This is a genomic window from Enterocloster citroniae, from assembly GCF_040545455.1.
GTDB lineage: Bacteria > Bacillota > Clostridia > Lachnospirales > Lachnospiraceae > Enterocloster > Enterocloster citroniae.
Genome location: NZ_JBEPLZ010000009.1, coordinates 138,482 through 150,908, shown reverse-complemented (window position 1 = coordinate 150,908; position 12,427 = coordinate 138,482). Strand labels below are relative to the sequence as shown.

12 protein-coding genes are annotated in these 12,427 nt (G+C 50.4%); 10 read left to right on the top strand and 2 right to left on the bottom strand.

Annotated elements, in window-relative coordinates; translation table 11 throughout:
* Nucleotides 1–103: 103 nt before the first annotated feature.
* From ABID13_RS14310 to ABID13_RS14295, 4 genes are all read left to right on the top strand, one after another.
* Nucleotides 104–763 (top strand): TetR/AcrR family transcriptional regulator, encoded by a 660-nt coding sequence (locus ABID13_RS14310; RefSeq protein WP_007866672.1) that lies wholly within the window; start codon nucleotides 104–106, stop codon nucleotides 761–763.
* The gene (locus ABID13_RS14305; RefSeq protein ID WP_045093522.1) at nucleotides 760–1,986 is read left to right on the top strand and encodes a TolC family protein; all 1,227 of its coding nucleotides are present in this window, start codon (nucleotides 760–762) and stop codon (nucleotides 1,984–1,986) included. The genes ABID13_RS14310 and ABID13_RS14305 overlap by 4 nt, the downstream gene beginning before the upstream one ends.
* Nucleotides 1,987–2,014: 28 nt before the next feature.
* Entirely contained in the window at nucleotides 2,015–3,259 is a 1,245-nt protein-coding gene (locus ABID13_RS14300; RefSeq protein ID WP_048929951.1) for a TolC family protein, read from the top strand.
* Nucleotides 3,260–3,502: 243 nt separating this feature from the next.
* Complete coding sequence (locus ABID13_RS14295) at nucleotides 3,503–3,751, top strand: HPr family phosphocarrier protein (protein ID WP_007866664.1); 249 nt, start codon at nucleotides 3,503–3,505, stop codon at nucleotides 3,749–3,751.
* Nucleotides 3,752–3,842: 91 nt separating this feature from the next.
* On the opposite strand, the gene ABID13_RS14290 is transcribed toward ABID13_RS14295, so the two are convergent.
* On the bottom strand, nucleotides 3,843–5,387 hold the full coding sequence (locus ABID13_RS14290; RefSeq protein WP_007866661.1) for a BCCT family transporter: 1,545 nt from the start codon (nucleotides 5,385–5,387) through the stop codon (nucleotides 3,843–3,845).
* 186 nt (nucleotides 5,388–5,573) lie between these two features.
* On the opposite strand from ABID13_RS14290, the gene ABID13_RS14285 reads away from it, so the two are divergent.
* Nucleotides 5,574–6,119 carry a hypothetical protein gene (locus ABID13_RS14285; protein WP_007866659.1) on the top strand — a complete coding sequence of 182 codons (546 nt, stop codon included), beginning with the start codon at nucleotides 5,574–5,576 and terminating at the stop codon, nucleotides 6,117–6,119.
* A 17-nt stretch (nucleotides 6,120–6,136) separates the two neighbouring features.
* A complete protein-coding gene (locus tag ABID13_RS14280; RefSeq protein ID WP_007866637.1) occupies nucleotides 6,137–7,387 on the top strand; it encodes a ComEC/Rec2 family competence protein in 1,251 nt (416 codons plus the stop codon).
* A gap of 135 nt (nucleotides 7,388–7,522) precedes the next feature.
* Here ABID13_RS14280 and ABID13_RS14275 read toward each other — a convergent pair whose 3' ends face one another.
* On the bottom strand, nucleotides 7,523–8,506 hold the full coding sequence (locus ABID13_RS14275; protein ID WP_007866635.1) for a zinc dependent phospholipase C family protein: 984 nt from the start codon (nucleotides 8,504–8,506) through the stop codon (nucleotides 7,523–7,525).
* Nucleotides 8,507–8,727: 221 nt separating this feature from the next.
* On the opposite strand from ABID13_RS14275, the gene ABID13_RS14270 reads away from it, so the two are divergent.
* The 4 genes from ABID13_RS14270 (at nucleotide 8,728) to ABID13_RS14255 (ending at nucleotide 12,401) form a co-directional block, all read left to right on the top strand.
* Nucleotides 8,728–10,179, top strand: a complete 1,452-nt coding sequence (locus ABID13_RS14270) for an alanine/glycine:cation symporter family protein (protein WP_048929950.1) — start codon at nucleotides 8,728–8,730, stop codon at nucleotides 10,177–10,179.
* Between the two features lie 96 nt (nucleotides 10,180–10,275).
* Nucleotides 10,276–10,911, top strand: coding sequence for a zinc ribbon domain-containing protein (locus ABID13_RS14265; protein WP_007866631.1), 636 nt, complete (start codon nucleotides 10,276–10,278; stop codon nucleotides 10,909–10,911).
* A gap of 474 nt (nucleotides 10,912–11,385) precedes the next feature.
* Nucleotides 11,386–11,685, top strand: coding sequence for a hypothetical protein (locus tag ABID13_RS14260; protein ID WP_152649063.1), 300 nt, complete (start codon nucleotides 11,386–11,388; stop codon nucleotides 11,683–11,685).
* A gap of 257 nt (nucleotides 11,686–11,942) precedes the next feature.
* The gene (locus tag ABID13_RS14255) at nucleotides 11,943–12,401 is read left to right on the top strand and encodes an Hsp20/alpha crystallin family protein (RefSeq protein WP_045093519.1); all 459 of its coding nucleotides are present in this window, start codon (nucleotides 11,943–11,945) and stop codon (nucleotides 12,399–12,401) included.
* Nucleotides 12,402–12,427 lie beyond the last annotated feature (26 nt).

Below are 12,427 nucleotides of genomic sequence, written 5' to 3'. Positions count from 1 at the left end.
TGGCATAAGTGTTTATAATTGGCTACGTGACAATATGTCACAATGACATTATGTCATTTTAAGGGAATATGAGGATACCAATGATAGCAAGGAGGCTGGCTTAATGCCTACACAGCGTTTTTTGAAACTAAAGGAAGAAAAGAAGCAGGCCATACTGGAAGCAGCTGTCCATGAGTTCTCCAGAGTACCCTATTCTTCTGCATCCATTAACCAGATCATCAAGGAAGCCGATATCTCCAGGGGAAGCTTTTATACATATTTTGAGGATAAGGATGACCTTATGCAGTATATGCTGCGTGGGTTCAGGGAGAGTTGCCAGGCAAAGGTGTTCAGGACCCTGAAGGAATCAGGGGGGAACCCGTTTGCAGCAGCGGTGCAGCTTTTGGAGGCAGTGATGGAGCAGGGAGAGGACGGCCTGGGATACCGCATGTACAGGAACATGCTTTCCGACCTGAGCCTGGTCAACCAGAACCATTTGTTTGGGATCAGTGGCTTCATGCTTGAGGATGAAGCCTACAGGACGTTCATTAAGAATATTTATGAGCGCATTGACAGGGATCATTACCCCATTGATGAAGAGAATCTGGCATATCTGGTGGAGATGCTCATGCTTATTACCATCAAGGCCGTTACCCAGTATTATAAAAATGTTGTGGATAAAGAGCAGCTTCTTACAGTGACCAGAAAAGAAATGCAGATCCTGGAAAAGGGAATCTGTAATATTACCACATTGCAACACGGACAAAGAGGAGAATCAAGATGAGAAATATGAAAAAATACGGACACCGGGCAGCTGTCTTATTGGCAGCATCCGCCATTGCCGGATCCATGCCCATGACAGCATTTGCCACCCTTGCAAGCAAGCCGGATGAGAACTACGCGGTTGCGGAACCGCCCGCCCCGGACATCACCAAGGACATCAGCCCGGAGTTTGCCTATTCTGCCGACAAGTGGGCCAGCCTAAGGGACAATGTAATGGAATACGGCGAACTGGCGGATCTGATACACGAGTATAACCCCACGGTGCGCAGCAACCGTTCCACGCTCAGCGACCAGAAAAAGCAGAATCTTACCGACATCAATGAACAGCTTCTGGATGATGCCAGGGATCTGTGGGATGATGCCAGCAACACGGATACGGATTCCTATAATGGCAGGATGCAGGCAGCCCAGCTGGATTTTGCAGGCAATTCCCTGGCCAAGGTGGCGGACCAGAACTATATGGACGCGGATATGTATAAGATAACGTATGACCAGACAGAAGCCAACCTTGTGTTCCAGGCCCAGCAGCTGATGGCAACCTATGAACAGTCCGCCTATACCATGGAGAACCTTAACGCCAGCAGGGCGCTGGCCCAGGCTTCCTACGAGGCAACCGTTGCGCGCAGGAATGCGGGAATGGCCACTGAGACCGATGTGCTAACAGCCCTTAAGAGTGTCCAGGACATTGATGCCAGCATTTTGTCGGCCCAGAAGTCAACGGACAACGTACACCGCAATCTTTGCATGATGCTGGGATGGGGAGCGGATTCCCAGCCTGAGATCCGGTCCATACCGGCGCCGGACCTGAACCGGATCGCGGCCATGAATCCGGAGGCGGACAGGGAACAGGCTGTTGCCAATAATTATGATGTGAAATATAATGAGCGTAAAATACAGAACCTGAGGTCCGAGGACCTGATCGCTTCCACAAACGCGACCCTGGAGGATGCCAGGAACAAGGTATACAACAGCCTTAAGACCCAGTACAATACGGTGCTGGATGCCAGAGATGCCCTGGATGCAGCAAATATAAAGTTCCAGCTGGAGACAGTGAACATGAATGCGGCATCTGCCAAGGCTGCCACGGGAAATATAAGCTCACTGGAACTGGTCCAGCAGCAGAACGCCTACACATCTGCCAAGAATGATGTTGAAACCGGAAAAATGCAGCTCATGCTGGCCATGGAAAAATATGACTGGATCAAAAAGGGACTTACATTCTAACATCAGGAAGCAGGAAAGGGTGACAATTATGATGAAGATATACAGCAGGTATTTACTTGGCGCTTCCATGGCTCTGATATTATCTGCTTCCGGCCCGTTTACAGCCCTGGCGCTCCCGGCGCCGGCTCCGGATGCGGAGTTTACAGAAGCCTATGCAAGACTGCAGGATAATCAGATGGATTATGATGAACTGGAAGACCTGATCAAGAACTATTATGAACCCATAAAAAAGGGATACGATGCCGCCACCAACACCTACACAAAGGAAATGGCGGATATCAGCAGCACCATGTTTGAAGCCGCACGGGAGATGGAGGAAGCAGCGGACGATATAGAGGATGCCGTAAAGAGCGGCCAGGTGGAGGCAGAGAAGATCCAGGATGAGATGGAGAAGGTATATACCAACCGCGGTTATGCAAAGCAGTACCGGCGTGTGGCCCAGTCCATGGGGATGAGCATAGGAACCTCCACAAGGGACGACAGCAAGGGAATGAAGTCCCTTCAGCGCCAGGTAAACCAGATCGTGTACAGCCTTCAGCTGGCCATGAACGGTTATGAGCAGCTTATGGTCAACCGGGATGCGGCTGCAAAAGGCGTGGAGATCGCAGAGACGGCAAAGAGCATACAGCAGACCATGCAGGCCCAGGGCCTTGCGGTGGATGCGGACGTGATCAGCGCGGCAGCCAGCCTTACATCTGCCAAATCCCAGCTGGAAGCCCTGGATACCCAGGCGGCCAGCCTTAAGAAGACCCTGTGCCAGTTTACGGGATGGGGACCGGAGGGGGACCCTGTGATCGGGACCGTGCCTTCAGCTGACGTGGCGGCCATTGCATCCATTGATGTAAATGCGGATAAGGAAAAGGCAGTAAACAACAATTATTCCCTGATCTCCCTCAGAGGGACCCAGGGAGGAGACATGAGCCAGATCGAAAAGGTGATGACGAAGTCCACCACCCAGGCCAGGAACAAGATGCGCAGCGTGGAATACAATGAAGATTCCGTGCGCTCCAATATCCAGACCCTGTATGATACCATACTGGAGAAAAAGGTGACCTTTGATTCCGCCTCCACAGCATGGCAGGCGGCTCAGAATACCTGGCAGGCGGCCCAGATCCAGCACGGCAACGGAAGCCTGAGCAAGATCGGCTTCATGCAGCAGGAGTTTCAATACCTGCAGGCCAGGGCCGCGTACAGAAGCGCGGACCTGAATCTTCAGCAGGCCATGCAGGACTACAACTGGGCAGTGGCCGGTCTGACTGTAGACGCCGAGTAGATATCTGGTTACAATAATCCCCTGTTTTTACCATAAAATTTGCCTATTGTCAAAGGTAACGGTAAAACGGGGGATTTTATGACTTTATTTTATTAATATTTTACAAAAAAACAACAGGTTATGAAGCTTATCCCTTGCAATTAAAGGAAAAAAATGTTATTCTTTCTATATAGGGGCATGAATAATTATCCAGAGGAGAGTGGTAACAAGTAGTTGGTTTTGTTCTTGAATTGAGGTGATTCTATGTTAACGAGACAGGTTGACAGTAAGGAGAGGATATTCAGACCCATTCCCATCTCCTATTTAATTCAGACAGCAAATCAATTTGACTGTGACATCTATGTTACTAGCGATAAAACCACGGCCAACATTAAGCGGTACGATGAGGTAAAGAACTTCAGAATGACCGGTTTTCTGACTTTTTACTTTAAGGGAAGCGATGAGCTGGAAGCCGAAGACAGAATACAGAGTATTCTTTGGGAGGATAAATAAGGGACAAGGAGCGTAGCAACTATGCGATGTAGACACTAAACGAGGGCTGTAAGGGCGGCCCTCGTTTTGCTGTATCTTTTTGTGATCATTCTCAGGTATGCTTTTCATGGTCCAGGTAATGCCTGGCGTCTTTAAAGAAACTCCACACGATCAATACAATGATAAAACCAATGGGAAATGCAGCTATAATGGAAACCGTCTGCAGGTTGGCCATGGAATTCTGCGCAAAGATCAGGGCAATGGGCAGGAGCATCAGCATGATGGCCCAGAACAGCTTTACGGATTTGTCCGGATCCTCGTCAGCGCCAAGGGCCTTATAGGAGTAGGAGCTGGCAACCATGGTCAGGGCGTCAAAGGAGGTTGCGTAGAATGCGATCATGGTAATGGCCAGCAGGACCAGTCCTGCTTTTGCCAGGGGCATGGTTTCAAATACGGCGATGATCGTCTGATACAGGTCGCCGGTCTGCTCATAGAACGCCATCAGGTCCAGCTTTCCGTGCATCTGAAGTCCCAGGGAATAGTTGCCCAGAATGATAAAAGAGGTAAAGGTTCCGGACAGCCCGAAACAATATCCTCCCAGCACGGTCTGGCGTATGGTCCTTCCCTTGCTGATGGTCCCGATAAAGAATGGGGTGGCAACACACCAGACCATCCAGTATGCCCAGTAGAAGATCGTCCATGTCTGGGGAAACGAGGTGGTGCGCAGGGCATCGGTCCAGGTGGCCATGCCGATGAAGTTCTGTGCCATGTTTCCCACCGCAGTGATCCCCGTCTCAATGATGTAACGGGTTTCCCCGCCAAAGAAAAGGAAGTAGGCCAGCAGGGCAAAGAACAGGTACACGCAGGATGCAGCCAGTTTTGCCACGCCCTGCATCCCAAAGTATACTGCCATGGTGTATACGATACAGATGATCACAAGGATGCCAATGGTGAGAAGGTTGCTTTCAGCAATTCCGAACACACGGCTTAAGGCCATGGACAGAAGAGGGGTTGCAAGGGAAAAGGTGGTTGCGGTTCCTGCCAGCAGCGCGAACACGGCTGTCAGATCAATGATCTTCCCCCAGATGCCGTCCACCCTTTTTCCAAGAAGGGCCCTGCAGGCTTCGGAATATTTCTGCTTGCTCCGTTTGCGCACATGGATCATGAATCCAAAGGCAACAGCCAGTATCAGGTAAAAGCTCCACGGTATGGGACCCCAGTGGAATAATGGATAGGTGGAGGCCCAGTCCTGCTGTGAACCCATGTCCAGGATGTGGGATTCGTTTGCGTACAGCATCCATTCACAGAGTGAGTAAAACAGGATGTCAGCGGCCAGGCCGGCGGTGAACATCATGGAGCCCCACTGAAAGGAGGAATACTGCGGCTTTTCCAGGTTACCCAGCTTTATTTTCCCGTATCTGGAAAATGCCATGTAAAAGGAGCAGATCAAAGCCCCCAGCCCAATGATCAGATAGTAACTCCCCAGCTGGTCGCCCAGGAAAAAGCGGACGGATTCCAGTATGGAGGTGGATCCTGAGGGAAATGCCATAAAAAGGAAACATAATGTGACAATACAGATAAAAGGTATGATGGTGGTGATCCAGTCCAGGCGCTTCGTCAAGGTCTGTTCCTGTGGGATGTTTGCTTCCGGTTTCATTCTATGTCCTCCTTTGGTGTTCAAAAAAATAAAATTAAGATTTATATTGAACATATTATCATCAGTCCCTGGAAAAAGCAAGCGGAATTTGGAAAAATAACAATAATTTTGTAAGAAAAAAGGACTGTTAAATTACAGTAAACTTCGTTATAATAGTACCGTTGACAAAAAGGAGGTTTTTATATCATGAGAAAATTTGGAAAATTATCATTGATATTAGTGGCTTTAGTGGCCATGCTCTGCGGCTGTACACAGAGTAATATCGTATCACCCAGCAGCGGACTGGTGGAAGGAGACGGACAGCCTGATCTGGAAGTAAGAAAAGACATTGACATTGACTGGACAGAAGTAAGGGAGGATCTAAGGGACAAGTTCCTGGAGCCATACGGGGAATTTGCAGATTATGTTATGGACATGGATGTGAGATATGATAAGGACAGCGGCCTGGTTACCCTGCTTCTTCCTGTAAGCCATAAGACGACAGGGGAAATCGCCACTGTGTTTGCCCAGACCGTGTTAAAGGAAGTGGGCACCTCGGTCTCCACCCAGAATTTTTATTATGAAGCTCCGGAAGAGGAAGATACGGACGGGACATACTATGGAAGCTACTTTGATGACCATGACGTCCTGGTGCAGGTATTCTTCTATGATAAAGAGGGCGAGACAGACACTTATCTGGTAAATGATACCGTGAAGGCCGGAGAGCAGAGAGCGCTGGTGGCCCAGAATTAATTAAGGAGATTATGGGAATGCGAATTGACAGATACTGGAAACAGGCGGCGGCAGGACTGCTGGCCATGATGCTGCTCATGACTGCGGGGAGCAGCATGAACAGCTTTGCAATGACTGATTCACAGCCGTTTAAGGCCCAGGGACAGGCCCTCACCTCGCCTGATAAGATTATCATAAAGGATGACCAGGATAACAGCCAGTCCGCACAGTCCAACCAGGCAGCGGCAGTGATCCAGCCCGCACAGTCAGGAGGCCAGGCAGCAGAACAGTCACAGGCAGCAGAACAGTCACAGACAGCAGGCCAGGCGGCGGGCCAGACCACAGGGCAGGCCGCAGATGCGTCTGCCGGTTCTTCGCAGGCAGCGGCTTCAGACCAGCCTGTGATTCAGACAAAGGCACAGATCGCACAGTTCGGTGAGGTATCCACTCCTAAGACGGATGCGTCCTCTCTGTTTGGGGCGGGACGCCTTACCATGTACGCCAACCACAATACATCGGCCCAGCTTTTGTCGGTTATTATTGAGACAGGAGAGGGCGGTCTGATCGTTGTGGACGGCGGATGGACCGACAATGCCGATTTTTTGCTGGAGCAGATCAAACAAAAGGGCGGCCATGTTCAGGCCTGGCTGATCACCCATCCTGACTCAGACCATGCCGGCGCCCTTGCGGATATCCTTTACAAACACAACGGCGAGATAACCATTGACGGGATCTATTACTCATTCCATGAGGACAGCTGGTATGCCGAGAAGGACCAGGAGGTAGCCAACATGGTATCCTACCTCAAGGGAGCGTTTGCCCTTGTGCCCCAGGGCACACTTCACGGCGACATCGTGTCAGGCCAGGTCATTAACGCAGGTCCGGCCAAGATCCAGGTGCTGAACAAGGCATATAAGACAACCAGTGATTTTGTAAATAACAGCAGCGTGGCATATCTGGTTTCCCTGAACGGGACCAATGCAGTGTTCCTGGGAGATCTGGCAAGGGCCGGAGGAGCCCAGCTCATGGCGGACCACGATCTGAGCGCGCTGAAGTGCGACATTGTCCAGCTGGCCCATCACGGGCAGAACGGAGTGGACTATGAAGTGTACAAGGCTTTAAGGCCCAGCGTTGCCCTTTGGCCCACACCTCAGTGGTTGTGGGATAATGACAATGGCGGCGGCGCGGGAAGCGGCCCGTGGCTCACCCAGGAGACAAAGAACTGGATGGTCCGTCTGGGCATCAAGACCTCCTACTGTATCAAAGACGGAGACCAGGTGATCGAATAGAGACTTTGCCTGATTAATAAAAAAGTACGGTTTTCCCAGAAGCGCTCCGGGGAGACCGTACTTTTTATCATCATATTTATCATCACATCGGATGTCCTGAACAGTTACATATGCGGGAAAAGTTTCAAACACGCTTTAGTCATCCACACACGGAAGACCGCTGTGATAGGAATAGTTTCCCAGTTCGGAGAGCAGCATCTCCAGTGTAGATGTCCGCAGGGGCTGTCCCGTATCCAGCATGGAATTGATCATGTAAAAAACCGTGCTCAGCTTTCCCAGGGACTGCTTAAACAGGTCCGGGAAGGAGGATTTGGAGGCGATCCGCTTATCCCAGGGGTTACACCAGGTCTCATGGTGCAGGTTCAGACTCCAGGCCGGATTCTCCACTATATCGGTGACCAGCTTGCTGGAGGCCACGGGATTCTTCAGGAAAATGGATTCAAAGAACTCGATCTTATCCTTCTTGCGGCTGTTGGGGTCCGACAGGGTCCTGCATCCAAAGCGCAGGGCCAGTATGGAACGGTGGATCATGGGTGCTGTCACCTGATACCGGTTCTTGTAGCTGAGGGGATAGAACGCCTCATTGATACAGTCTGACAGGAAGCGGGAAATAAACTGGGTTTCCATGCCATTCAGGCAGATGGTAGCGGCCTGATTAAACTGGGACGGCTTTTTCCTTTTATACTTTTGAAGAAGAAGGGCGTCAATATCATTCTCCAGCTTGGCATGAAGACCGTGGTAATAGGAACCAGGGTGGTGGACATCATACTCTATGCGCCCGTACACATATGGATGGCAGATGGAATCTCCGATATAATGGCAGATAAAGCCGCACATATAGGCCAGTCCCTCTTCCCTCTGCTGCCTGGAATCAATCCTGGAAAGCTGCAGGAAACAGCAGCGGAAAAAGTCATTCACATGATGCTCATGCATATAGGAACCTACATTGCGGTGGTCGCGGTGGCGCAGGATGGGCAGGTTGTAGAAGAACATATCCGGTCCCTGCAGTCCCAGCTGGTAAAGCCACCGGTATTTGGCAATGATAAACTTCAGATTGTTCTGCGGCATATCATTGTATGCTTTCATGCCTAAAATGTAGTGGGTTGTAAAACCTGGCATCGGCATACCTCTTTTCTCAATCATTCTCACCCTCAGTGGACAAGGGTATCCCAGGTATAGGGAGCGGTTTGGCGCACTCCTGAACTGTTACAATTATTTTATCATAAACCACCTTAAATTGCGAGGTACAACCACAAGAAAATTCCTGGAATTGTCATAGCAAGCATATTTGGGGAATAAGACATTTAATAAGAACTCATAGTGGACGGTATATTATTAATATGATGAAATGGCTGGAGCGGATACACCAGATGGTATGGGGGCCATGGACCCTTGTCATATTTCTGGGGGTTGGTATTTATTTTACTGTTAAATGTCATTTTTTCCAGATAAGGGGTTTTTTATACTGGTGGAGCCATACGGCTGGCCGTATCCTGTCAGGCAAGGCATCAGAAACAGGGGGACAGCAGGAATCGGACCATGCCGGGAAGGGACATGGGGAGGCCAAAAAGGGAATCAGCCAGTTCCAGTCCGTGTGCACGGCCCTGGCGGCCACTGTTGGCACGGGCAATATAGCGGGAGTGGCCACGGCCCTGACCGCAGGCGGGCCGGGAGCCCTGTTCTGGATGTGGATATCGGCCCTGATCGGCATGATAACAGCTTATGTGGAGACCATGCTGGGTATACGGTACCGTTATAAGGACAGTGAGGGCCATTATGTGTGCGGTCCCTTTGTGTACATGGAGCGGGGCCTTGGGATCAAGGGGATGGGAGTGCTCTACAGCTTTCTCTGCCTTATGTGTTCCCTGGGGATGGGCAGCATGGTCCAGGCCAATTCTGCCATCAGCACCATGGAATACACGTGGCAGGTCCCTGCCCTGGCCGGAGGGCTGGTGTTTACAGGGATCCTGACGCTGGTCATATGCGGAGGCATCAGCAGGATCGGAAATGTGGCGGAAAAGCTGATGCCTGCCGCCTCAGGCATTTATATCATATTTTCCCTGATCGTGATATTTTCCTGCTTTGACAGGATACCGGCAGCCCTGGCGTCCATGGTTTCCTCGGCATTCTGTCCGGAAGCGGCGGCGGGCGGCGGCGCCGGCTATGTGGTGAGCCGCAGCATCCGGTATGGAATATCCCGGGGTGTGTTCTCCAATGAGGCAGGCCTGGGAACCCTGGCAGTGCTCCATGGGCCGGTGGAGAATACCACGCCCCATGAGCAGGGGATGTGGGCCATGTTTGAGGTGTTTTTTGACACGGTGATCCTCTGCACCCTTACCGCCCTGGTGATCCTGTGCATGACGGACTCGGCGCCGGAAACCGTGCCTTATCAGGGAGCGGCCCTGGCGGCCTGGTGCTTCAGCGGGCGACTGGGACTTGTGGGAGAGTATCTGGTCAGCGGTTCCATGGTGGTGTTTGCCTTTGCCACCATTATGGCTTGGTTTTATCTGGGGAAACAGGCGGCAGCATATTTTGTCAGCAGGACAGGGCTGGGGGAATATGCGGGCCGTAAATTTGCGGCAAGAGTCTATCCCCTGCTGTTTCTGGGGGCAGTGTTCCTGGGCAGCGAGGCACGTCTGGATGTGGTCTGGATGCTGTCGGATATATGGAACGGACTAATGGCATTTCCCAACCTGACCGCCCTGCTGTTTTTGTCCAGGGAAGTGACGCTGCCTGAGGGATTTCGCGGAGGATTGGGAAGGAGAGCCGCGGGAGGGAAAACAACCCCTTGAAAATAACGGTTGATACGGCTATAATTAGCCTACAGGAAATATCGTACCATAGACAGGCTGCGGTTCGGCAACGGCCGGACCCGGAAAGGAACAGCAATGGAAACAAGACGGATTTGTCCGAAATGCAGAAAGAAATTTCCGCCGGATGCAATTGTGTGTGAGGAATGTGGGAAGCAGCTGATCGATGTTGCATCAGATTTTGAGGCGTCCTTTCAGATGGTGAGGGACCCGGTGCTCCTGTCCAATGGGCATAAGGTGGACACCGTATATCTGGAGGAGGCGTTAAAAGAGAGGAACATACCCTATTATGTGGAGAAAGGCCAAAATACCGTGCCTACCAACCGCTATAAAGAGGGGATTGTGGAAATCGTACCTTATACAAATTATTATGTGGATAAAAGTAACTGGAAAACAGCCCGGGAGGCCCTAAAAAGTGCCGCCCAGGAGACCAAAAAGGACGAGGAGGCCCCGGTGGTATTTCTGGATATGCCTATGGAGGAGCCGCAGGATGCTCCAAGGGACATGTCAAGGGACACTTCAAAGAAGACTTCAAGGAACACCTCAATGGGCGCATCCAAAAATGTTTCCAATGATGATTGGGCGGATTCGGAGGAAGATGGCGGCCGGGGACTGTGGGGCTGGGTTACGGAACAGGATATGGCAATGAAAGTGATTCTGGCCGGAGTCATCCTGCTCTTTCTTCTGGGGCTGTTCAAGATCATATTGTTTTGACAGGAATGGGAACTGAAAAATGATGGGAGGTCTGATCCTCCCAAACGTAAAAAACGTATCATCCGCGGATGATACGTTATTTGAAAAAGTATTATTAAAAGGGAGGAGAGCTGATAATTTCTTATCAGCTCGAGTATTATGAAAAAAATCTTGTAAGCGTTTTTTATGTGACAGCTTTGTATCTCTCTGTCTATGGTTAAAGTATATACGGCAAAGATGAAGAAAAAATGTTGATTGTGTAAAAGGTTTTTGAATGAAATATGAACATTGTGTGAATGAGCCGGTTTCCACAGCGGCCCCATGCCATTGTTACTGTTTTTGAACCTGCCTGCGAAAGGGGATTTGACTGCATTTTGCCTGCGTGATTTAATCAAGAACATTGACGCGGGCGGTGAGGACCGCCGGAAAGGGGTATGGTTGTGGGTGTGGAGCGGGGGACAATGTTTGTACCGGGGTATGGAAGAGATAATGGATGTGAGGGAAAAGAAGGCAAAAAGAGCCGGGAAAGAGAGAAAGGTCAGAGCCGTCAAGCTGGAGATAAAGAAAATGCGTTCTGCCAGAAAGAGGGCGGATCATAATCTGGTCCGGGAGGGGATTTCAGACGCATACTGGATCCTGGGCATCAGGCGGGACAGGAAGGATCAGGCATTGGACCGGCTGTGCGGCAGCCTAGACCCGTATGCGGGCCAAATGACGGACGTTGGCGCCGGTATGGAGGCGGGAGGGGGATTTACATCCGCCGATGTAGTGGTTTCAGAGGGAGTGGGATTTTAGGGAAAGTATACTTATGGAGCCGGTTGTTTGGGGATAAGAGGAGAATGAAAGGGACAAAAAAGTATGAAGTTGTGAAGTATTTGTGAAATTAGCACTCGCCTATTGACAGTGCTAACAATAAGTGGTATAACGTAGCCAGAACAAAGGAAAAGGGATCAGAAGGGAAGGCTGAAATAATGGGTTCTACTCCCACAGATCCGGATTCCCAGTCCAAAGAAACAAGGTACACAAGCATATAAAAAAAGGAGAGATGACTTATGTTAATGCCTAGTATTTTTGGAGAAAACTTGTTTGACGACTTTTTTGATTTTCCATTCTTTGATGATAAAGAGCAGAAGAAATTGGAAAGGAAGCTGTATGGCCATCGGGGCAAGAACCTGATGAAGACCGATATCAAAGAGACTGATTCCGGCTATGAGCTGGAGATGGACCTGCCGGGCTTTGCTAAGAATGAGGTAAAGGTTTCCCTGAAGGACGGCACGCTGACCATCAGTGCGTCCAAGGGGTTTGACCAGGATGAGCAGGAGAAGAAGACAGGAAGGTACATCCGCAGGGAGCGCTATGCAGGGGCCTGTGAGCGTTCCTTCTATGTGGGGGAGAACCTCACGGAAGCTGACATAAAGGGTGAGTTCAAACACGGAATCCTGAAACTCTTTGTGCCGAAAAAGGAGGCAAAGCCTGCGGTGGAAGAGAAGAAATATATTACCATAGAATAATGATGGAGCACGATTAAAGCATCATT